Origin of the sequence: Streptomyces marokkonensis (assembly GCF_039539045.1) — a bacterium.
Classification (GTDB): Bacteria; Actinomycetota; Actinomycetes; order Streptomycetales; family Streptomycetaceae; genus Streptomyces; species Streptomyces marokkonensis.
The window spans coordinates 1-21898 of sequence record NZ_BAABCQ010000104.1 but is presented as its reverse complement, the minus strand read 5'-3'; the positions used below and the strand labels follow the sequence as shown (position 1 = coordinate 21898).

At 71.7% G+C, this 21898-nt stretch carries 19 protein-coding genes and 2 pseudogenes; 11 read left to right on the top strand and 10 right to left on the bottom strand.

From position 1 onward, the window contains the following. The first annotated feature begins 84 nt into the window (after nucleotides 1-84). The 5 genes and pseudogenes from dacB to ABEA26_RS23510 all read left to right on the top strand — a co-directional run bounded on the left by dacB (nucleotide 85) and on the right by ABEA26_RS23510 (nucleotide 4237). A complete protein-coding gene (gene dacB, locus ABEA26_RS23530) occupies nucleotides 85-1443 on the top strand; it encodes a D-alanyl-D-alanine carboxypeptidase/D-alanyl-D-alanine endopeptidase (RefSeq protein WP_345595230.1) in 1359 nt (452 codons plus the stop codon). A gap of 300 nt (nucleotides 1444-1743) precedes the next feature. Then, nucleotides 1744-2580, top strand: a pseudogene (locus ABEA26_RS23525) (family 43 glycosylhydrolase); the annotation flags it as partial. Between the two features lie 3 nt (nucleotides 2581-2583). Then, complete coding sequence (locus ABEA26_RS23520) at nucleotides 2584-3390, top strand: beta-xylosidase family glycoside hydrolase (RefSeq protein ID WP_425587887.1); 807 nt, start codon at nucleotides 2584-2586, stop codon at nucleotides 3388-3390. Nucleotides 3391-3564: 174 nt separating this feature from the next. Next, nucleotides 3565-4056 (top strand): Rieske (2Fe-2S) protein, encoded by a 492-nt coding sequence (locus ABEA26_RS23515; RefSeq protein ID WP_345595228.1) that lies wholly within the window; start codon nucleotides 3565-3567, stop codon nucleotides 4054-4056. A gap of 13 nt (nucleotides 4057-4069) precedes the next feature. Further along, nucleotides 4070-4237 carry a hypothetical protein gene (locus ABEA26_RS23510; protein WP_345595227.1) on the top strand — a complete coding sequence of 56 codons (168 nt, stop codon included), beginning with the start codon at nucleotides 4070-4072 and terminating at the stop codon, nucleotides 4235-4237. A 10-nt stretch (nucleotides 4238-4247) separates the two neighbouring features. Here ABEA26_RS23510 and ABEA26_RS23505 read toward each other — a convergent pair whose 3' ends face one another. Beyond that, nucleotides 4248-5168, bottom strand: a complete 921-nt coding sequence (locus ABEA26_RS23505) for a LysR family transcriptional regulator (protein ID WP_345595225.1) — start codon at nucleotides 5166-5168, stop codon at nucleotides 4248-4250. Nucleotides 5169-5242: 74 nt separating this feature from the next. Here ABEA26_RS23505 and ABEA26_RS23500 point away from each other — a divergent pair, with 74 nt between their 5' ends. After that, entirely contained in the window at nucleotides 5243-6379 is a 1137-nt protein-coding gene (locus ABEA26_RS23500) for a DMT family transporter (RefSeq protein ID WP_345595224.1), read from the top strand. An 82-nt stretch (nucleotides 6380-6461) separates the two neighbouring features. Here ABEA26_RS23500 and ABEA26_RS23495 read toward each other — a convergent pair whose 3' ends face one another. Next, on the bottom strand, nucleotides 6462-7805 hold the full coding sequence (locus ABEA26_RS23495; protein ID WP_345595223.1) for an aminotransferase class I/II-fold pyridoxal phosphate-dependent enzyme: 1344 nt from the start codon (nucleotides 7803-7805) through the stop codon (nucleotides 6462-6464). Between the two features lie 35 nt (nucleotides 7806-7840). On the opposite strand from ABEA26_RS23495, the gene ABEA26_RS23490 reads away from it, so the two are divergent. After that, nucleotides 7841-8527, top strand: coding sequence for a pyridoxamine 5'-phosphate oxidase family protein (locus ABEA26_RS23490; protein ID WP_345595222.1), 687 nt, complete (start codon nucleotides 7841-7843; stop codon nucleotides 8525-8527). A gap of 60 nt (nucleotides 8528-8587) precedes the next feature. On the opposite strand, the gene ABEA26_RS23485 is transcribed toward ABEA26_RS23490, so the two are convergent. The 3 genes from ABEA26_RS23485 to ABEA26_RS23475 form a co-directional block, all read right to left on the bottom strand. Further along, nucleotides 8588-9529 carry a DMT family transporter gene (locus ABEA26_RS23485; protein WP_345595242.1) on the bottom strand — a complete coding sequence of 314 codons (942 nt, stop codon included), beginning with the start codon at nucleotides 9527-9529 and terminating at the stop codon, nucleotides 8588-8590. A gap of 200 nt (nucleotides 9530-9729) precedes the next feature. Next, nucleotides 9730-10734 (bottom strand): EamA family transporter, encoded by a 1005-nt coding sequence (locus ABEA26_RS23480; RefSeq protein WP_345595221.1) that lies wholly within the window; start codon nucleotides 10732-10734, stop codon nucleotides 9730-9732. Between the two features lie 97 nt (nucleotides 10735-10831). Next, entirely contained in the window at nucleotides 10832-11371 is a 540-nt protein-coding gene (locus ABEA26_RS23475) for a Clp protease N-terminal domain-containing protein (RefSeq protein WP_345595220.1), read from the bottom strand. 336 nt (nucleotides 11372-11707) lie between these two features. Between ABEA26_RS23475 and ABEA26_RS23470 the strand changes: the two genes are divergently transcribed. From ABEA26_RS23470 to ABEA26_RS23460, 3 genes are all read left to right on the top strand, one after another. Continuing rightward, a complete protein-coding gene (locus tag ABEA26_RS23470) occupies nucleotides 11708-12913 on the top strand; it encodes an NAD(P)/FAD-dependent oxidoreductase (protein WP_345595219.1) in 1206 nt (401 codons plus the stop codon). 322 nt (nucleotides 12914-13235) lie between these two features. After that, a complete protein-coding gene (locus tag ABEA26_RS23465; protein ID WP_345595218.1) occupies nucleotides 13236-14135 on the top strand; it encodes an RNA polymerase sigma-70 factor in 900 nt (299 codons plus the stop codon). Nucleotides 14136-14438: 303 nt separating this feature from the next. Continuing rightward, nucleotides 14439-15173, top strand: a complete 735-nt coding sequence (locus ABEA26_RS23460; RefSeq protein WP_345595217.1) for a dienelactone hydrolase family protein — start codon at nucleotides 14439-14441, stop codon at nucleotides 15171-15173. A gap of 58 nt (nucleotides 15174-15231) precedes the next feature. Here the strand turns inward: ABEA26_RS23460 and ABEA26_RS23455 are convergent, their stop codons facing one another. Beyond that, complete coding sequence (locus tag ABEA26_RS23455; RefSeq protein WP_345595215.1) at nucleotides 15232-15858, bottom strand: PadR family transcriptional regulator; 627 nt, start codon at nucleotides 15856-15858, stop codon at nucleotides 15232-15234. A gap of 203 nt (nucleotides 15859-16061) precedes the next feature. Here ABEA26_RS23455 and ABEA26_RS23450 point away from each other — a divergent pair, with 203 nt between their 5' ends. Beyond that, nucleotides 16062-16871, top strand: a complete 810-nt coding sequence (locus ABEA26_RS23450; protein WP_345595213.1) for a PhzF family phenazine biosynthesis protein — start codon at nucleotides 16062-16064, stop codon at nucleotides 16869-16871. 423 nt (nucleotides 16872-17294) lie between these two features. Here the strand turns inward: ABEA26_RS23450 and ABEA26_RS23445 are convergent. The 4 genes and pseudogenes from ABEA26_RS23445 to ABEA26_RS23430 form a co-directional block, all read right to left on the bottom strand. Beyond that, a pseudogene (locus tag ABEA26_RS23445) lies at nucleotides 17295-18093 on the bottom strand (helix-turn-helix domain-containing protein). 93 nt (nucleotides 18094-18186) lie between these two features. Next, nucleotides 18187-18993, bottom strand: a complete 807-nt coding sequence (locus ABEA26_RS23440) for an alpha/beta fold hydrolase (RefSeq protein ID WP_345595240.1) — start codon at nucleotides 18991-18993, stop codon at nucleotides 18187-18189. Nucleotides 18994-19161: 168 nt separating this feature from the next. Beyond that, the gene (locus ABEA26_RS23435; RefSeq protein ID WP_345595238.1) at nucleotides 19162-19899 is read right to left on the bottom strand and encodes a CPBP family intramembrane glutamic endopeptidase; all 738 of its coding nucleotides are present in this window, start codon (nucleotides 19897-19899) and stop codon (nucleotides 19162-19164) included. 287 nt (nucleotides 19900-20186) lie between these two features. Further along, a complete protein-coding gene (locus ABEA26_RS23430) occupies nucleotides 20187-21704 on the bottom strand; it encodes a glutamate-cysteine ligase family protein (RefSeq protein WP_345595211.1) in 1518 nt (505 codons plus the stop codon). Between the last annotated feature and the right edge of the window lie 194 nt (nucleotides 21705-21898).

Below are 21898 nucleotides of genomic sequence, written 5' to 3'. Positions count from 1 at the left end.
TTCCAGCCCTCCATATGGCGGCTGGTAACGTGCCCGCCGTTCGACCCCCACAGAACACAGTTCTCGATCCTTGGATTCCACTTCATGACTGGTACGCCGGACGACACCACCTCCACGAACACTTTCGCCCCGGGCGGGCGCCGTCGGCACCGCAAGGCAGGAGTGAGCCGCATCGGTGCTCGACGGGCCCTCGTGCTCGCGATGGCCGTGCCCGTGGCCTCCGCCACCCTGGCCGGTACCTCGGCCTTCGCCGCCGAGGGCACCACCGCGCCCGCGCAGGGCATCTCGGTCGACGACCTCGACGCCGACGACGCGCAGTTGGTCAAGAACCTCGACGAGCGCGTCGCCGACGAGCGCCTGGGCTCCGACGTCAGCGGCGTGGTGCTCGACGCCGACTCGGACACCCCGCTGTGGGACCACAACGGGTCCACCACTCTCATGCCGGCTTCCAACGCCAAGCTCGCCACGGCCACCACCGCCCTGACGCTGCTGGGCGCGAACCACGAGTTCACCACGAAGGTCGTGTACGGCGACGGCACCCTCACCCTCGTCGGCGGCGGTGACCGCACCCTCACGAGCGACGACGTCGCGGAGATGGCCAAGACGGCCGTCGACGGGCTCAAGGCCGCGGGCCTGACCAGCGTCAAGGTCCGCGTGGACGACAGCCTGTTCGCCGACCCGAGCCTCGCCAAGGGCTGGAACGAGGGCTACTACCCCACCGAGGTCACGCCGGTCCGCTCGCTCGTCGTCGACGGCGCCGCCGTCAACGACACGTCGATCAACGCCGGCAACGTCTTCGCCAAGAAGCTCGCCGCGCAGGGCATCACCGTCGACGGCGACGTCAGCCGCGCGACGGCGAAGCAGTCCGACGTACCGGTGGCGCAGCACAAGTCGGCGCCGCTGTCGGAGATCGTCAAGCAGATGCTCAAGACGAGCGACAACAACATCGCGGAGACCCTGCTGCGGATGTCCGCCGTGGAGCTGGGCAAGCCGGCCACCTTCGAGGGCGGTGCGGAGCTCGTCCGCCAGGTGCTGAGCTCGTACGGGATCTCTCTCGACAACTTCGAGATGCACGACGGCAGCGGCCTCTCCCGCGCCGACCGCATCCCGGCCGCGACCCTCGCGCAGCTCCTCGACGCGATCACGGAGTCCCCCGCCCTGAGCTCGATCCTGGAAGGCCTGCCGGTCGCCGGCGAGGCCGGTGCCAGCCTCGGCCCGGAGTGGGGCCGCTTCGACGACGCCAACTCCGAGTGCGCCGTCGGCAAGGTGCACGCGAAGACGGGCACGCTCACCGGGGCCGTCGCCCTGAGCGGCGTCACGCGGACCGAGGACGGCGAGTGGAGGATCTTCTCCTTCATCGAGAACAACTCGTCGGCCGACCCGAGTGACATCAAGGACGCCATGGACGGCCTCGCGGCCACCGTGAACGGCTGCTGGGCCTGACCGGTCACCTCGTCCGACACATCGCACATCACGGTCCGTCTGCGCGTCGCCCACCGGCGGCGCGCAGTCGCGTGGCCCTCCGGCGGCGCGCAGTCGCGTGGCCCTCCGGCTCCCGCCCCCTCCCGCCGACCACCCCTCGACAGCTTTCCGCGCACGGGGCTGTTCGAGGAGTTTCGGTGAAAGATCTGGCGACGACGGGGCGCGGACGGTGACTGCCGGCCGTTGCACGCAAGCACGTTCGACATTACGGTTCGTGGCCTCACAGGGCGACCACCGAGGTTCGAGAGGTGCACCCGGCGCATGCGGCAGCCGACTGTCCAGACCATCCGGAATCCGGTCCTGCCGGGTTCGCACCCGGACCCGAGCGCACTGCGCGTGGGCGACGACTTCTACCTGGCCACCTCGACCTTCGAATGGCATCCCGGCGTACGGCTGCACCACTCCCGTGATCTTGTCCACTGGCGACCGCTGGGAGGCGTCCTGGACACCACACGCCTCCTCGATCTCACCGGCTGTCCCGATTCCGGCGGGGTGTGGGCACCGAACCTCACCTACGCGGACGGCCTGTTCCACCTGGTCTTCAGCAACGTCTCCACGTATGCGGGAGGCTTCACGGACAGCCCCAACCACCTCACCACGGCCCCGTCGGTCCATGGTCCCTGGTCCGATCCCGTGCCACTGCACGCGCGCGGTTTCGACGCGTCCCTCTTCCATGACGGTCCCGACAGCTGGCTGCTGAACCTGGTCCACGACTGGCGGCCCGGTCACGGCGGCTCGGCCGGCCTGGAGGCGACCCGGTACGACCGGTCCGCGCGCCGTCTCGTCGGGGACCCGGTTCCGATCACGCTGCCGCCACAGGCCGGCTGGATCGAAGGCCCCAACCTCTACCGGCACGCCGACTGATACTACCTGCTGACCGCGGACGGCGGCACCGGCTACGACCACCAGGTCACCGTCGCGCGTTCCCGCGCACTGTCCGGTCCGTACGAGCGCGATCCGTGCGGGGCGCTGGTCACCGCCCGCCACCATCCGGACCTGCCCCTGCAGAAAGCCGGACACGGCAGCCTTGTCGCGACCGAGGACGGCCAGTGGTACCTGGCCTATCTCGTCGCCCGGCCCGAAGGCCGCCGCGGGCCGTGCGTGCTGGGCCGCGAGACCGCGCTGGCACCCGTCACCTGGACGTCCGACGGATGGCCGCGTGTCCCGACCGGTCTGCCCTCGCTGGAAGTTCCCGGCCCCACCCCTGGCCCTCTCCCTGTCCCCGGCCCGGTCGACGGTGGTGGTGGTGATGTCGTCGGCCTCGGGGATGACGAGGTCGACGGCTTCGACCAGCCGGCTCTCGGACCGCAGTGGTCGACGCTGCGACGTCCGGCGACTTCCGACTGGCTGTCACTCACCGCCCGCCCGTCGCATCTGCGGCTGCACGGCGGCCGATCGCCGCAGAGCCTGACCGGCTCCAGCCTGGTCGGCCGCCGGGTGACCTCCGCGAACGGTGCCTTCGAGGTGAGGATGGAGTACCGGCCGCGGTCCTTCCAGCACCTGGCCGGGATCACGGCGTACTACAACACGCGCACCTGGTACTTCCTGTACGTCACAGCTGACGACGAGGGCCGGGCGGTGCTGCGCGTGGCCGGCTGCGACCGCGGTGCGCCGAGCGTGGACGAGGCCGGCGGGGTCTCGCTGGGCGAGGTGCGCCGCCTGCGTCTGGGCCTCGATCTGCGGGGGCCCGGCCTGCGTTTCCGTTACGCCACCGACGGCGACTGGCACCCGGTCGGCCCGTTGCTCGACGCCACCGTCCTGTCCGACGAGCACGCCGAGGTGTCCGAGAGCGGGCAGATCAGGGCCCTCGGCTTCACCGGCGCGTTTGTCGGTATGTGGGCCTGGGACCTCACCGGGGGCGGCCTGCCCGCGGACTTCGAGGAGGCGTCCTGGCACGCGGCCGGTTGACACCGTGGGCCCGTTCGCCCGCCCCGGTGATCCGGTCGACAGCGAAACGACAGCCGTGTTTACGGCCGTCCGACCGCCGGCACGACAGCATCTCGGCACGGTCTGAACAGCATGTGTCCCGGGGCCGTACCTCTCGGCAGATCATCACGCGCCCACTCCGAAGGGAATCCCAGCATGACCAGCGCATCGTTTCACCCCGCAGGGCCGGCCCGTCGTACCGTCGTGGCGGCGGCCGGAGCGGCAGGGCTCGCCGTCGCGCTGACCGCGTGCGGAGGCTCGGACGACGACTCGTCCGACGACACCGGCGCCGCTCCGTCGGCTCCCGCCGGCGAGGGGGCGGACGGCGGTTCGGGCGGCGGCGAGAACGCCGGTGCCGAAGCCGCGCTCACGACGACCGCCGACATCCCCGAGGGCGGCGGAAAGGTCTTCGCCGACCGGAAAGTGGTGGTAACCCAGCCCGCTGCGGGCGATTTCAAGGCGTTCTCCGCCACCTGCACCCATCAGGGGTGCGCGGTGAAGAGCGTCGCCGACGGTGTCATCAACTGCCCCTGCCACAACAGCAACTTCTCGATCACGGACGGGAGCGTGCAGAGCGGTCCGGCCCTCAAGCCACTGCCCGCCGTGGAGATCACGGTCAGCGGGGATTCGATCCGGCTGGCCGGATGAGGTACTCGGTCGTGTGCGGCGCACCGGCGAGCTGTGCGCCGAACTCGACGTCCCGGGGCAACCGTTCGCGCGCGAGACCCTCGGTCCGAAGGGGATGCCGCACGACGGTCGGCAGGCCTGGCCGCGGCTGACCTCCGAGCAGACCGTCTCCTCGGACGTGCGTACACCGGCGTCGCGGTAAGCGGCTCGGCTCACCCCGACTGCTCCGCCGCCGCCACCTCCCCCGCCGTCGTCCGCAACGCCTCCACCGCCGCCCTGATCGACGGGCGGCGGTCGGCGTCCGCGCGCCAGACGACGTACACGTGCCGGCGCACCCGCTGCTTCAGCGGCGCGGTGACGACCCCGTCGGGCACCGGATGGCGTCCGAGCAGCGGGGCGATGCACACCCCGAGCCCCGCGGCGACCAACCCGAGCTGGGTGTGGGTCTCGGCGGCGCGGTGGCCGATGATCGGCTCGATGCCCTTGGAGCGCAGCGTGAACATCAGCCACTCGTGGCAGAACTCGCCCTCTCCCCACGTGATCCACTCGTCCTCCGCGAACTCCGCGAGGTCCACCTCACCGCGGCCCGCGAGCCGGTGGCCGACCGGCAGGGCCACGCCGGCGGGGTCGTCCAGGAGCGGCGCCTTGACCAGGCCGTCGGGCAACGGCATCGGCTTGTTGTACCAGTCGAGTACGACGGCCAGGTCGAGGTCGCCGCGGACCACGCCGTTGACGCCGCGCTCCGGCTCCAACTCGCAGGAGCGGACGCGCAGTACCGGGTACTCTGCGCGCAGGGCGGCCAGCGCCGCGGGGAAGAGCCCGCGGGCGGCCGTCGGGAACGCCGACAGCCTCAGCTCGCCCGCCACCTGACCCCGCTGTGCCTCCAGGTCCGCCTGGGCGAGTTCGACCTGGGAGAGGATGCGGGCCGCGTGTTCGGCGAGCAGCCTGCCCGCGTCCGTGAGCCGTACGCCCCGCCCGTTCTTGGCCAGCAGTTGCTGGCCGGCCTCCCGCTCCAGCTTGGCCATCTGCTGGGAGACGGCCGAGGTGGTGATGTGCAGCCCGGCGGCGGCTCCGCTCACCGATCCGTGCCGGGCGAGGGCGTCGAGTGTGCGCAGGCGCTCCAGGTTCAACATGTAAGCGATGCTACGAGATACTCCGTGCGAAATCTCGATTGTGCTACAAGGACCGATGCATCATCGTTGCCCGCATGAGCAGTAGCGGCACCTCCTCCTCCCTGTCCCTCCGCGCCCTCGACTGGCGACTGCGCTTCGGGGTCCTCTCCCTCGTCTGGGGTTTCAGCTTCCTCTTCATGAAGGTGGGCACCGAGAGTTTCGCCCCGTTCCAGGTCACGCTGGGGCGGCTGGTGTTCGGTACGGCGGTGGTCGCCGTGGCGATGGCGGTGAAGCGGGAGCGACTGCCGCGCGGGGCGTGGACCTGGGTGCATCTGGCGGTCGCCGGATTCCTGCTCAACGCGCTGCCGTTCTCCCTGTTCGCCTTCTCTGAGCTGACGATCCCGTCGTCGCTCGCGGGCATCTGCAACGCGACCTCGCCCCTGTGGGGCATGGCCCTGTCACTGGTCGCCCTCTCCGAGGACCGGCCGACGCGACGGCGGGTGGCGGGCCTCGGCATCGGCTTCCTCGGCGTCCTGACGGTGCTGGGTGTCTGGCAGGGCTTCCACGGCCTGGACGTCACCGGCACGGCGCTGGCCCTGCTGGCCTCGCTCAGCTATCCGATCGGCTGGATCTACGTCCGCCGCACGCTGGCCGGCTCCAGCCACTCCCACCTCTCACTGACCGGCGGCCAGTTGCTGCTCGCCACGCTTCAACTGGCCGTCGTGACACCGATCTTCACCTCGGTGCCGAGCAGTTTCCCGGCATTTCCACTGCTGGCTGTCGTGGCGCTGGGCGTCCTCGGCACCGGGCTGGCCTTCCTGATCCAGTACGACCTGGTCGCCGAGGTCGGCCCGACGACGGCCCAGATGGTCACCTACTTCACCCCGGTCATCGCCACGGCCGCGGGCGTCGCGTTGCTCGGCGAGTCGCTGTCCTGGTCGACGCCGGTCGGCGCGGCGATCGTCCTCGCGGGCGCGGCGCTGACACAGTCACGGCCGAAGACCACACCGGGCGGCACGGCCCGCACGGCCCGCACGGGCCACACGGTCCGCACCGGCGGCACGGCTGGTACGAGCACGACGGACGGCACTGCCCGTACCGGCGTCCCGAATGCCGTGGACAGCGCACCCCGCACCGGCACCACGCGGGGCACCGGCACCACGAGCCCGACGGACGGCACCGCGGAGCAGTCGGCGCGCCGGTCGGCCGTGCGGCAGAAGGCGACGACGTAGGGGGCACCCTCGGGGGACCGGACCGAAACCGCCCGTGGAGGCGGCCGGAACGCGGTGGCACGGTCCGGCGAAGTGCCACGCGTCAGACCGGGCTCCGATGCCGCCCCGCCCCCGATCCCGGCCCCACCGCCGTCCCGACCGCCTCCGCCAGAGGCCCGATGTCGTCTCCCGTCAGTGAGGAGACGGTGATCCGGATACCGGGCGGGGCGCCCACGCGGAAGCGTGCGCCCGGGGCAACGGCCCAGCCCGTGTGCAGCAGCCGGGCGACGGCGCCGGTCTCGTCCGGCACCGGGATCCAGACGTTCATCCCGCTGCGCCCGTGCGCGGCGATCCCGCGTTCGGCGAGGGCACCGAGAAGCGCGTCCCGGCGCCGCCCGTACGCCGCCGCCACCGCGTGCGCGTCCACGGTGCCGTCCGTCCACAGCCGGGCCACCGCCCGCTGGGTGATGCGGCTGACCCAGCCGGGTCCCAGCCGCTGCCGTCCGCGCACCCGGTCCAGCGTGACGGCGTCCCCGGTGAGTACGGCGAGGCGCAGATCGGGGCCGCAGGCCTTGGCCGCCGAGCGGACGAAGGCCCAGCTGTGCGTCGTACCGGCGAGCGGGTGCAGGGGCAGGTCGACGATGCGGTGGCCGTGGTCGTCCTCGATCAGCAGCGTCCGGGGGTGGGCGCGCAGCACGGACCGCAGGGCACGCGCGCGCGTGGCGCTCACCGCGGCGCCGGTCGGATTCTGCGCGCGGTCCGTGACGACCAGGGCGCGGGCACCGCCCTCGAGGACGCGGCGTACGTCGTCGGGCAGCGGCCCCTCGTCGTCGACGCCGACGGCGACCGTGCGCAGGCCGAGCGCGGGGACGAGGTCGAGGAGGCTTCCCCAGCCCGGATCCTCGACGGCGACGGCGTCGCCCGGCCGGAGATGGGTCGCGAGCACTCGTTCCATGGCGTCCAGCGAGCCCGACGTGACGGCCACAGGCCCGTCCGGCACCCCGTCGGCGTCCAGCTCGGCCCGCGCGAGGCGCACCAGGTCCGGCTCCACGGACTCGTCCCCGTACAGGACCGGTTCCCGGTCACCCTGCTCGGCCGCCGCCGCGAACACCGGTCCCAGCGCGGGCAGCAGCGCCGGGTCCGGGTTGCCGGCGGACACGTCGCGCACACCCTTCGGCACCTCGACCCGGATGAACTCGCGCCCGGTGGTGGCCGGCTTCGCGCGCACGCGACTGCCCCGGCGCCCGGCCGTCTCGATGACCCCACGCTCGCGCAGGGTGCGATAGGCGGCGGCGACCGTGTTCGGGTTCACCCCGAGCGTCTGCGCCAACTCCCGCATGGGCGGCAGTGATTGCCCAGGCTCCAGCTCCCCCGAGCCCACCGCACGCTCGACACTCGCGGAAATCTCCGCTGCACCCCGCCCTGTGATCCGATACTCTCCTAGCACAAAACACATTATGCACTAGTGCAATGGAGAGCGCCATGCAGGGGCCCACGCAGACGCCGTCGCAGTCCGCCACCGCGTACCCGCCCACCGACCGCACCGTCCCCACCCGCTCCCCCGACCGCGCCTCGTACGACAGGGAGCTGGTGCACTCGATACTCGACGAGGGTTACGTCTGCCATCTCGGCTTCGTCCGCGACGGCTCCCCGGTGGTGCTGCCGACGCTCTACGGCCGGGTCGGCGAACGGCTCTACGTGCACGGGTCGACGGGCTCGCGCCCGCTGCGGATGACGGGCGCGGCCGACCCGGGGCTGCCGGTGTGCCTGACGGTGACACACGTGGACGCGCTGGTGCTGGCCCGCTCGGCCTTCCACCACTCGATCAACTACCGGTCGGTGGTGGTGCACGGCACCGCGTACGACGTGACGGACCCGGAGGAGAGGCGGACGTCCCTGGACGCCCTGGTCGACCACGTCGTCCCCGGCCGCTCCCGCGACTCCCGGTCGGCCAACAGGAAGGAGCTGGCCGCCACCGCCGTGATCCGCCTCGACCTGAACGAGGTCTCCGCCAAGCTCCGCACCGGCGGTGTGAACGACGAGCCCGAGGACCTCGTCCTCCCCCACTGGGCCGGCCTCGTCCCGCTGCGCAAGGGCTACGACGCCCCGGTCGCCGACCCGGGCCTGGACTCCGGCACCGTGCTGCCCGGCTACCTGTCGGCCCTGTGACGCGGGACCGACAGGCCCGCGAGCCGTCACCGGCCGTCACGCCGACGCCGACACCGGCCGTCACGCCGGCACCGGCCGCCTCCGCGCCTGCCGGGTCTCCGCCACCGCGAGCCCCGCGACCGAGCCGAGCATCAGCACGGTCCCGGCCAACGTCGCGGCCGTGAGGTGCTCGCCGAGGAGCAGCACGGCAAGCGCCGCCGCGCCGACCGGCTCCAGCAGCATGATCACGGAGACCGTGGCGGACCGGACGACGGCCGCACCGGCGAAGTAGAGCGCGTAGGCGAGGGCGGTCGGGACGGCGGCGACGTACGCCAGGAGCCACAGGAGGCGGACCGGTTCGGCGGTGTGCGGCACCAGCCCCTCGGCGAGGGCGAGCGGCAGCAGGCACAGGCTGGTGACGGCGAACGCCCCGCCGGACGTGCCGGCGGCGTCCGCCCCGCCGTCACGTCCCCACCAGCGGGTGAGCAGCGTCATCACCGAGTAGCCGGCGGCGGACAGCAGCGCGAGGAGCACGCCCGACAGGCGGACGGTCGTACTTCCGCCGCCGAGGACGAGCACCACGAGCCCGGCGAGCGCACCGACCACGGCGGCAACCCCGCCCCGGCCCAGGTGCTCCCCGAGGGCGAGGCGCGCGCCGAGCGCGATCAGCACCGGGCCGGCGCCGAGCGTGACCACGGTGGCCACGGCGAGCCCGGTGTCCCGCACCGCGGCGAAGTAGGCCGTCTGGAAGACCGCGAGGCCCAGGCCGGTGACAACGGCCCGGAGCACCTTGCGCGCGAACGGCTCGCGTACGGCGGTGCGCACGCGCGGGCACAGCGGGCGGACTGCGAGCAGCAGCACGAGCCCGGCCGCGCACCGCCAGAAGGACAGGGCCACGGGCCCCATGTCGCTGGCCCGGTAGACCAGCGAGGCGGCGGCACCGGCGGTGCCCCAGGCGACACCGGCGACGATCAGGTAGAGGAGGCCACGCCCGACGGGCAGGCCGGAGACGGCGCTCGACACGGCTTTCGACACGAGTTCCCTCCGCAGACGCGCACGGGGCGCGGGAGTTCGAAGCTGCCCCCGGGACGACCGGGGGCGCGGGACTGCGTCTGCGGGCAGCGTCGTCCGGCCCGGCGACAACGCGCCGGGCTGTTCAGAAGGGCCCGCCTCAGGCGGCCGGAGGCGGGAGGACGAGTGCGTCGGAATGCATGATCGGCACCTTAGGCCGCCGTTCCCCGGCCGGACAACTCTCTTTCCGGTCCGCCGCTCGCCACCGGGTCCGCGGATCCCTTCGCGGGTGTCGACGACTGGGCGATGAAGGCGCCCACCAGGACCACGACGCCGCCGATGATCTGCGGGGCGGAGAGGTGCTCGCCGAGCAGCACCCAGGCCAGGACGGTCGCGACGACCGCTTCGAGGCATGCCACGACGCCCGCGACCTGCGGCGAGAGGCGGCGCACGGCGACGATACCGGTGATGTAGGCGAGGACCGTGGCGAGGAACACGATCCAGGCCAGCAGCAGCGCGGCGGCGACGGGTGTGCCGTCCATGGGGACCTCGTCGGTGAGGACGGACCAGTCCATGGACCAGGGCCGGGCGACGACGGTGAGCACCACTGCCCCGACGAGCAGACCGTAGGCGATGACGCCGAGCGGGTCGGGCGCCTGGTCTCCGGCGTCGCTGCCCTGGTCGGACAGGACGAAGTAGCCGACCTGGCAACAGGCCGCGCCGAGCGCGAGCAGCAGTCCCACCGCGTCGAAGCGCAGCCCCGACCAGACCTCCACGACGCAGGCGAGCCCGCCGACCGCGAGGACCACGCCGAGCGCCGCGGCCCGCGTCACGGGCCGTCGTTGCACGAACCGCACCCAGCCGAGGACCAGGGCGGGTGCCAGGTACTCGACGAGCAGCGCGACGCCCACGGGGATGCGAGAGATGGCGGCGAAGTAGCAGGCCTGCACACCGGCCACGGCGAGCAGTCCGAAACCGGCGAGCAGACCGGGTCGGCGGCGCAGCAGCGCGCGGTGGCGCACGGCGAGCGGCAGCATCACCAGGGCCGCGCCGGCCACGCGCAGCCAGACCACGTGGAGCGGGTCGAGTCCCGCCTCGATCAGCGGCTTGGCCGCGACCCCGGACCCTCCGAAGGCGACCGCGGAGGCGAGAGCCAGGCCGAGCCCGGCGCCCCTTCCGTGACGGCCGCGAGCACTGTCAGACGTATGCACCGGCACATGATGACAGGGGACGACATGAGCGTCACCCCCAATGACACCTGTCTCACCGACTGGACGCGTCCACGACACGATCGAGCGGAGGCCTCTGTCCGGGTCAGGGCGTCGGCTCGAAGTGGTTCTCCACGCGGGTGAGCACCGTGCGCGGTTCGACGGCGGCACGGCCGAGCACCTCGACGGCCCGCGCCTGCGGGTCCGCGACGAGGGCGGCGAGCAGGTCGATACCGCAGGCCCGGGCCGCCCCACGCCGTTTCGCGCGTACGCAGGCGTCCGCCATGGCCGCGGCGGCCAGTGGCGAGAAACCGGCGACACCGGTCACCACGGGTACGGCCCCGGAGTCCTCGACCGTGCTCTGCCAGCGCAGGCCGTAGCCGATGCTGCGCTGCACGAGGTAGCCGAGGAGCCGGGCGATCCGCGGTCCCTCACCGAGGACGGCACGCACCTCGGGGTCGTGCTCCAGGAGGGAGTGCAGCAGGTGGGCCGTGTCGATCTGCCGGTCCCCGTCCCGCACCGCTCGGCGGCGGGCACCGGAGACCACCGATGCCAGTTCCGCGTTGAACCGGGCATCGACGTCGGTGCGGTCCGGGCGCCTGGCGCCTTGCTCGCCGGGCGACTGCCGGGGGATACGGGGTTGCACATCTCCCAGCTCATCAGTCCCTCGCGACCGGGTCATCCCCAAAGGGAAGCATCTCGGCATCCCACGCAGAGCGGACCCACCCGGCCGAAATCTCCTCCTTACGGAGGAGATCAAGCCGTTTCGTCCAACAGGGCGACGCCATGCGCGGACGGATGTGGCCGCCTCGGAGGGCGCCTCGGAGGGCGCTCTCCGACGCGCGAGGCTGCGGCCGCCGCGGGACCCGGACGCGGTCCGTTCCGGAAGACCACGCCTGCGAAGTGATCTGCCTCACATGCTGTCACAGGGGTCGATCAGGCGGTGTCTTGTGCCCGAACCGCTCGAAACGAGGGAGGCACCATGACTGAGAACACGGATGTGCTGGTGATCGGTGGCGGGTACGCCGGCGTCATGGCGGCCAATCGGCTGACCCAGCGCGACGACGTGACCGTGACCGTGATCAATCCGCGCCCGACCTTCGTCCATCGGGTCCGCCTGCACCAACTGGTGGGCGGGTCGGACGGCGCCGTCGTGGACTACCGGGAGGTCCTGGCCGAGGGCGTCCGGCTGGTGGTCGACACCGTGGCGCGGATCGACGCGGCCGACCGCAGCGTGACGCTGACGTCGGGCGACACGGTGGGCTACGACTACCTGGTCTACGCGGTGGGCAGCGGCAGCGCCGACCCGCGGGTGCCCGGGGCGGGCGAGTTCGCCCACCCGGTCGCCACCCTGGAGGAGGCACAGCGGCTGCGGCCGGTCCTCGACTCCGCGCCCACGGCGGCCGCGGTGACGGTGGTCGGGGCCGGGCCCACCGGCATCGAGACCGCGGCCGAACTGGCCGAGCAGGGCCGTACCGTCACCCTGGTCTGCGGGGGCGTGCTCGGCCCGTACCTCCACAGCCGGGGCCGGCGTTCGGTGGCCCGGCGGCTTGCGGCACTCGGAGTGACCGTGCTCGACGGCACCGACGCCAAGGTGACGACGGTGACCCGCGACGCCGTGCGGCTCGCCGACGGCCGCGAGCTGCCGAGCCGGGTGACCATCTGGACCGCCGGCTTCGCCGTGCCGGACCTGGCCGCCCGCAGTGGGCTGAGCACGGACGCCCTCGGCCGGCTGCTCACGGACGAGACACTGATGAGCGTGGACGACGACCGCATCGTCGCAGCCGGGGACTCGGCGGCGCCGTCGGGCCTGGCGCTGCGGATGAGCTGCCAGGCCGCGATGCCCCTGGGCGCGCGCGCCGCCGACACGGTGCTCAGCCTGCTCGCGGGCGAACAGCCCGAGACCCTCAACCAGTCGTTCGGAGCGCAGTGCATCAGCCTGGGCCGACGCACCGGCATCTTCCAGTTCGGCAACCGGTCCGACGTCGCGGTGTGGTTCCACCTCGACGGCCGCCTCGGCGCGAAGATGAAGGAGGCCGTGTGCAAGGGCATCGTGAAGCATCTGGCCGACGAGGCGCACAAGCCCGGCGGGTACAGCCTGCACCGCATGAAGGGAGGAGCCGGCCGTCGGCAGGCGCTGGAGTCCGAGCACGGTCAGGCCCCGGCCACCGCTCAACGGGCCGCCTAGTCGGGCACTCATGAGCGATCCGGTCCGGTCCAATCCGGTCTGGCCCGATCCGATCCGGCCGCAGCGGATCCGGAGTGCGTATCGTGCGGCGACGCCCGTATCGCGGGCGCCGCCGCACGCATGCGCTCAGCTCACCAGAGGCTCTTTCGGCTCGGATCACGCACCTCGGCGTTCCACAGCCGTGCGCCGGGTGGTCCCACTCCCGACCGCACCGATCAGACGGGTCGGACCGAACGGCTGCCGAGGAAAGGGACCTTGTTTTGGATGCGCGCCTGAAGGCCTTCGGCGACCATGCCCGACAGCGAACGAGGAAAATCGAGATATGACCGACCACGCCGCCGACCCGGCAACCGAGGCCTTCGTCGCTCATCGCAACCTCCTCTTCACCGTCGCCTACGAGATGCTCGGCTCGGCGTCCGACGCCGAAGACGTCCTCCAGGAGACCTGGTTACGGTGGATCGAGGTCGACCTGGAGCAGGTCCTCGACCAGCGCGCCTACCTGGTCCGGATCACCACCCGGCAAGCGCTCAACCGGCTGCGCGCCATGAAGCGCCGCAAGGAGGCGTACGTCGGTCCCTGGCTGCCGGAGCCGCTGCTCACCACACCTGACGTGGCCGATGACGTGGAGCTCACCGAGAGTGTGTCGATGGCGATGATGCTCGTCCTGGAGACACTGTCGCCGACCGAGCGCGCCGTCTTCGTACTGCGCGAGGCCTTCGACATCGGCTACGACGAGATCGCCGCCGCCGTCGACAAGAGCCCCGCCGCCGTCCGTCAGATCGCACACCGCGCCCGCAAGCACGTCGATGCCCGCCGCCCTCGCCAGGCGGTCTCCTCGAGCCAGACCCGGGCGGCCCTGGAGTCGTTCCAGCGCGCGTTCGAAACCGGGGATCTTCAGGGCCTTCTCGACGTCCTCGCTCCCGAGGCCGTCTACATGGGCGACGGCGGCGGCGTCAAGCACGCCGCGGTGCGGCCGGTCATCGGCGCCGACAAGGTGGCCCGCCTCTTCGCCGGCATGACCGGCAGGGCCGGGAACACGGTCGCCACCCTCAGCCGCACCGTGGTCAACGGAAGTCCGGCACTCCTCGCGCGTCTGGACGGCGAGATCGACGGCATCATCGCGATACACACCGAGCACGCCCGCATCACGGGCCTCTACTACGTCCGCAACCCGGAGAAACTGTCCCGCGTCGAGTCCGAGACCCCGCTCACCCTGCGATGAACACCGGCGGCTGAATCGCCACATGGAGACAGGTTCGGCAGTCAACTCGACCCGGTCCCAGAGGGCCGGGTCAAGTTGACGTCGCCTCACGGGGCGACCAGGTGACCAGGGTTGGGGACTATGTTGTGGGGATGACTACCGGGACGGCATCGCGCCACACACGGATTGGTGACCCGGTGCTCTTCTGAGTGCCGTACGGGCCGGTGCGTGCCCGCTGCTCGATCGAGGATCTCGCGCCGCGCGGGCTCCGCCTCCGTCGTGTTGATCACAGGCTCGACACATCAACCACGACAGGAGACATTCGTGCCCATCAGGACGTTGCAGATTCCCACCGCGGCCGGCAAGGCCGACGCGTTCGCCGCCTTTCCCGACCGCGGCGAGCAGCACCCAGGCGTGCTGATGTACGCGGACGGCTTCGGAATCCGGCCCGTGCTGCGGGAGATGGCCCGCGAACTGGCCGGGCACGGGTACTACGTGCTCGTCCCCAACATCTTCCACCGGCACGGCCCGGCACCGGTGGTCGAGCTTCCCGAGCACATCGGAGAGGAGGTCCGACCCGCGGTCTTCGCCCAGCTGATGCCGTTGATCGAGGCGCACACCGCCGAACGGGTTCTGAGCGACGCCGATTCCTACCTCGGTTTCCTCACCGTCCAGCCCGAGGTCGCCGCCGGCCCCGTCGCGGTGACCGGCTACTGCATAGGCGGCCTCTCGGCGATGCGCACCGCCGCGGCCCACCCCGGCCAGGTGGCAGCCGTCGCCGCGTTCCACGGCCCGGTGGGCGTCGACGGGCCCGACCTCTTCTCCGAGCTCACCGCCCAGGTCCACCTCGGCCACGCCGAGGGCGACCTGACACCCGAAGCCCTCGGCGAGCTCAATCAGTCCCTGGACGCCGCAGGTGTCAGCTACACCTCCGAGATCTACCCCGGCACCATCCACGGCTTCACCATGTCCGACACCGACGCTTTCAGCGCCTCCGGGCTGAAGCGCCACTGGGACCGCCTGCTCCCTCTCCTGGACCGCACCCTGGGCAACAACTGAGTCGTGCACCTCAGGTTCGGAACCGAACCTGAGGTGCACGACTCCGTCGCCGTACGGGTCAGTCCAGTCGCTCCTCGTCGGCGAGGATCAGGTACAGCTTCTTGCGGGCGTCACCGATAACCGCGATTGCCTTCTCCCGCTGCTCCTTGCTGCCGGTCTTCCAGACCTGGTTGAAGGCCTCCATCAGCCCGAAGCCGGCCTGCCGGACGTCATGCAGGGCTTCCCAGTCGACACCCCGCGAGGCCTCTTCCCAGGGCGCCTCCGGCCCTTCCTCGGCGGCGGCGCGGCCCGCCTCGGTGAGCGCGAAGAGCTTCTTCCCGCCCTCGCTCTCGCTGGCGATCAGCCCCTCGTCCTCCAGCAACTGGAGGGTGGGGTACACCGAGCCGGGGCTGGGCTTCCACGCCCCGCCGCTGCGCTCCGCGATCTCCTGGATCATCTCGTAGCCGTGCATCGGCCGGTCCTTCAGAAGGGCCAGGATCGACGCCCGTACGTCGCCGCGCCGCGCCCTTCCCCTCGGACCGCCGCGCCCTCGGCCGCCCCAGGGGCCTCCGTGACCGAAGCCCGGCCCGAAAGGGCCGCCACCAGGGCCACCCGGCCCGAAGGGACCGAAGGCCGCACGCCGGCCGTCGAAGCCCCCGTGACCGCCGTGACCAACGTGTCCACGCTCGTGTCCGTGGCTGCGCATCGCCATCACTCCATTCAGTCGCTGATCTTTCGCGATATCTCAACGATATATCGGAACACATCGACTGGCAAGCCTCACGGTCCACCCGGGACGGCCGGCATCAGCATGCGAGGAGCCGATCACTCATTCCGGGTACGGAAACCGGTCCAGAACTCGCGAATTGGCCTTGGCCTGCGGCTGCGCGGAGCATCTAGCGTCGGGGCATGCGCATTCGAATCGTCGACGCCTTCACCGACCGACCCTTCGCGGGCAACCCCGCCGGGGTCCTGCTCCTCGACGCCTTCCCGGACGACGACCGCCTCCAGCAGGTCGCCCTGGAGGTCAATCACGCCGAGACCGCGTTCGCCCACCGTCTGCCCGAGGGCGGCGAGGCCGACTGGGCGCTGCGCTGGTTCACGCCGGCCACCGAGGTCGCGATGTGCGGCCACGCCACGCTCGCCACGGCCCACGTCCTGCACACCACCGGCACCCACGATGGCCCGGTGCGGTTCGCCACGAGCAGTGGCGTCCTGGTCGCGACGCCCCGCGAGGACGGGTCGATCACCCTGGACTTCCCGACCGCGCCGCTCACCCCGGTCGAGGTGCCGGCGGGCGTCGCCGACGCCCTGGGCGCCGAGCCCCACGCCGTCCTCGACACCGGGCCGGACATCGGGGACCTGCTGATCGAGGTCGCCGACGAGAAGACGGTCCACGGCCTGACGCCGGACCACAGGGCGCTGGCTGCCCACTCCGAGCGCGGCATCATCGCCACCGCCCGCGCGGAGGACCCTGCCCTCGGCTACGACTACGTCTCCCGCTGCTTCTTCCCGAACGTCGGCATCGACGAGGATCCGGTCACCGGCAGCGCCCACACGGCCCTCGCACCCTTCTGGTCCGAGCGCCTCGGCCGCGCCGACCTCACCGGACTGCAGGCCTCGCCCCGCTCGGGCCGGGTCCGCACGGAGCTGCGCGGCGAGCGCACGCTGCTGAGCGGGCGCGCGGTGACAGTGATCGAAGGTGAGCTGCTGACTTAGAGGGCGTTGTTGGACAAGGACGGCAATGGAACCCTCTCCGACATCCGCACCGGAGACCGTCGTACCTCGTGATAGCTCTGCCGGCGCGTGGTGTCGGTGACATGCGGGACGTGCGGGACATGCAAGCGCCTGGTAGACGCCATGCCCCATGAGCCCTGGGTGGCCTGTTGGGCCACGGTCAGGCAGCTCTTGTCGCATCTGAGGAGTGTGGGAGGTGCCACTGACAAGAGACCCGCATCGCGACGTTCCCGCTGACCTTCTCGGGCCCGTGGCGATGTGGGAAGCCCGTACGACTGGGTTCGCTGTCAAGCGCCTGGACCAGATGACAGGGCCACTGGTTTCACTGTCCAAGAACAACAGTTGTCCTGTGACAGCCAAGTTGGTTGCCGGTCGGGAGCAAAGTGAGGGCCGCGGCTGGGCGGTTCAGCGCCGGCCGGAAGCGCGTGCGCCACCTGCCACGGGCCTCCCTGCCCGCCAGGAGGCCGGCCACGCGACGTGGTCGATCGCCAGCCACGGCGCGGCGGCGACGGCAGTCGGCGTGAGCCCCGTGAACGCCTTCACTTCACGGCGCAGATGGAACTGGTCGACGTAACCGCTCTCGGCCGCGACACCGGCGGGAGGGACACCCGCCGCGAGCAGATGGGCCGCATGGTCGAACCGCACCAGCTGGGCGACCCGCTTGGGGGTGACGCCGAGCTGCGCCCGGAAACGCGCCCACAGACGCTTGCGGCTCCAGCTGACCTCGTCCGCCAGGCCGTCGATACGCATCCGGCCCCTGCTGGCGACCGTCCGCCTTCAGATGTGAACGACCTCCGGATCGACCCGCAGGCCGTCCCCGATCCGCCGGCGGACGGCGTCCGCCGCCATCGCGAAACGCTCGTCCCACGATCCGGCTGTACGCAGCCGCTCCTCGAAGCGCTCGGCGTCGCGGCCCCAGACGTCCGCCAAGGACTCCACGCTCCCGCTGCCCCCGGCCGACGAGCCAAGCACTACGGCCGCCACACCCGGCTGCAGCCGGATCTGCAGGCACTCGCCCACCAGGCCCGGACGCCCGCAGCTCCCCGGGGGCCAGGCCGATCACGACACTGCCGCGTCCGTGCCGCCCCTGCGTGTCGTAGACCAGGCCGCCATCGTCGCTCAGATCGATGAGCAAGGTGACGGACGGATGCGCGACCATCGCGATGTCGACGGGCGCGGGGACACGGTGGCGGAATCCGGCCATGCTGATGCCCGGCAGCCGGTCCGAGGGCTCCGGTACTGCGATGTCAACGCCCGACCACGCGGGTGGCACGCCCTGCGACCACACGGCGCCAGTCTAGGCCGGGCCTGCCGGCGGGGTTCCGGCGCACAGGGGCGCGAAGTCCAGCAGCAGCCGGCCCACCGGCTCGGGCGCTTCCAGCATGGGCATGTGCCCAACGCCCGGCAGCATCTCGACCCGCACGCCCGGCACGACGTCGTACTGGCGCGCCGACGCCGGATCCCACCGGGGACCGGCGGCGCCGAAGACCACGAGCACCGGGAGCCCGAGGGCGGCGAGCCGCTCGGGCACGGACTGCTCGGCGAGGTACGCGGTGTTCCCGCGCAGCACCTTGCGGAACGCGCGGTACGTGGTGCTCCGCACGTCGGCGACCACGCCGGGCGGAATGGGCGCAGGCCCGGCGAGCGTGGCGCCGATACCTTTGCGGATCACCGCATCCGAACGCCGCCACCACAGCAGCGGCCCGAAGGGCGGTGCCAGCATCACGCGGAGGACGGCCGGCTGCGGCAGGAGCGCGTCGAGGTGCGGGCCGGTGCTGATCATCGCCAGCGAATCCACCAGGTCGGGGCGCTGCTCCGCGAGCGCGGTGGCGACGTATCCGCCGCTGGAGTGGCCGGCCACGGTAACGGCGCGCAGCCCGAGTTCGTCGAGCAGCGCCGCCACGCGGCCCGCCTGCGCCGGAACGTCGTAGGCCGTGGCGCGCGAGGACTGGCCGCAGCCCGGGAGGTCTGTCCGGACGACATGATGACGGGCGGCGAGGGCCGGGACCACCGGCCCCCAGGAGGCGCTCGAGGCTCCGGATCCGTGGATGAGCAGCAGTGGCGGCGCGTCCCGCAGTCGTGGTGGTCTATGAGTACTGTCCAGATCTGCCTGCCGTTGAGCTTCCTACCGATCATGCTCTCGACCAGGTCGGCGAGTTCCCCTGTGACAGGGTCAGTCAGAGCGGGCCTGGCCCGTCCGGTGGCGGGGTGGGACGAGGTGGTGGGGTGGGACGAGCACGTGGCAGGACTTCTCACCGACGGCCCTCCACGTTCACGCCGTCGGGAGCCAGTCCACCTTCCCGGCGAGCAACGCGTAGCCCACGAAGGCCCCGATGTCGAGAAGTGAGTGCGCCACCACCAGCGGGCCCACGCGCCCCCACCGGCGGTACAGGTACACGAACACGACGCCCATCACCAGGTTGCCGATGAAACCGCCGATGCCCTGGTAGAGGTGGTAGGACCCGCGCAGCACCGAACTGGCCGCCAGTGACGCGCCCGGACTCCAGCCGAGCTGGTCCAGCCGACGCAGCAGGTAACCGACGACGATGACCTCCTCCAGGACGGAGTTCTGCACCGCCGAGAAGATCAGCACGGGATACTTCCACCACACGTCGGGCAGGGCCTCGGGCACCACGGTGAGGTTGAAGCCGAGGCCTCGGGCGGCCAGGTAGAAGGCGATACCGGTACTGCCGATGACCGCGGCGACGGCGGCCCCGCGGCCCAGGTCCGGCCACGGACGGCCGCGGTCGAAGCCGAGGGTGCGCAGGCTCCGCCCCTCACGCAGCAGGAAGTGCGCGACGAGGGCGACCGGGACGAGCGCCGTGGTGATCCCGAAGAGCTGCCAGGCCAGGTCGAGCCAGGGACGGCCGGGCGCCGCGGAGGCGTTGAGAGTGGCCGCCTGGTCCTTCAGCCCGCCGGGGCGGGTGACGGAGCCGACGAAGCTGATGAGGGCGGACACCCCGCTGGCGCCGAGCGACAGCGCCAGGACGAGCAGCGTCTCGTCTCGCAGGGTCCGTCGGGAGAATCGCTCCCCGGGAACCGCTTCGTCACGAACCGCCCTCGCCCCGCGACCTGCGTCCTCCCCGCGACCGGGCTTCCCGCCACCGGGATCCCCCCCACGACCGGGCTTCTCCCCACGAACTGGCTTCTGAGGGAACGAATCGTCCACCGGGCCCGCCTCCGCCATGCACACCTTCCTCCAGCTGGGACGTCACAGCTTGCCCGATCAGTATGGGGCGGCGAGCGGCGGGGCGGTTCCGGCGATCCGGGCGTGCAGCAGCGGGGTCGTGGCGTCGGTCAGCCCAGCGGCGCCGGCTCCGGCAGGCCCACCGGCCACAGGTGCACGGGATGGCCCTCGCGCATGAGCTCGACGTAGCGGCGGGTCGTGGCGGCCAGCGCGGCCTCCCGGGAGAGACCCGACTCCAGCGCCCGGTGGAAGGTGGCCGCCTGCCAGGACGCGCCGTTGACCCGGCGCCGGCACCGCTCCTCGATCACCCCGAGGTACAGGTCCCGGTCGGCGGGTTCGACACCCCACGCGTCCAGCCCGGCCTCGGCGAGCGGCAGCAGTTCGTCGCGTACGAGGACGGCGGCGTCGACCTCGGTGGTGCCGCCCAGCCGGCCGCGCCGGGGCCATTCGAAGCGTGCGTCGATGCCGTGGCGGCACGCGGCCTCGAAGTTGGCCGCGGCGGCCGCGAACGGCAGCCGCGTCCACACCGGCCGGGGCTCCTCGGCCAGCGCCCGCACGACGCCGTAGTAGAAGGCCGCGTTGGCGATGACGTCGGTGACGGTGGGGCCGGCGGGCAGGACGCGGTTCTCCACGCGCAGGTGCGGCACGCCGTCGGCGATGTCGTAGACGGGGCGGTTCCAGCGGTAGATGGTGCCGTTGTGCAGGACGAGTTCGGAGAGCGAGGGCACTCCGTCCGCGTCCAGGACCGCCAGCGGATCCTCGTCGTCGCAGATCGGCAGCAGCGCCGGGAAGTAGCGCCGGTTCTCCTCGAACAGGTCGTACGCCGAGGTCACCCACCGCTCGCCGAACCAGGTGCGCGGTCGGACGCCCTGGGCCTGGAGCTCGGGCGGGCGGGTGTCGGTGGACTGCTGGAACAGCGGGGGGCGCGACTCGCGCCACAGCTCGCGGCCGAACAGGAAGGGCGCGTTGGCGCCCACGGCGATCTGTGCGGCGGTGACCGCCTGGGCCGCGTTCCACACGTCTGCGAAACGGTCCGGGGTGACCTGGAGGTGCAACTGCACCGAGGTACAGGCGGCCTCGGGGGCGATGGACCTGGAGGTGCAGGTCAGACGCTCGACGCCCTCGATGTCAAGGGTGAAGTCCTCGCCGCGGGCGGCCACGATCTGCTCGTTGAGCAGTGCGTAGCGGTCGACGGCGGAGAGGTTGGAGGAAACCAGGTCGTCCCGGTCCAGCGTCGGCAGAATACCGATCATCGCGATGCTCGCGTCCACCTCGCCGGCCTTCCGGTCCGCATATGCCAGCGATGTACGGATCTCCTCGGCGAGACGGTCGAAAACCCGGCCACCCAGCCGATGTGGAGCAATGTTGACTTCCAGGTTGAACATGGCGAGTTCTGTTTGGAAGTCCCGGCTCGCGATGCGTTCGAGGACTTGCGCATTCAACATTTTCGGCATCCCGTCGACACCGACGAGATTCAATTCGATCTCCAGCCCCATCAGGTTCTTCGGACGGTCGAACCGCTTCTCCGCCAGAAGACGCTCCAGGCCCGTCAGGCACCGCTGGAGCTTCTCGCGGTAGCGCTGGCGATCGGACAGGTCGAACTGACCTGCCACGACCTTCTCCCCCATGGAAGAGTCCCTTCTCGGAGCGGTGAGTCGAAGAGCCGGCCTCCGGTGGCCGGTGGCCGGTCAGGTGGGATGATGCCCAGCCGAAGCGATCGATAACGCCCTCGCACCGGCTCGGCACCCGCTACGCTGTGCCGATGTGACCGCTGGCACATTCACTGGGCATGGCACCTCCAGCAGTTTCCCTGCCCGGTAAC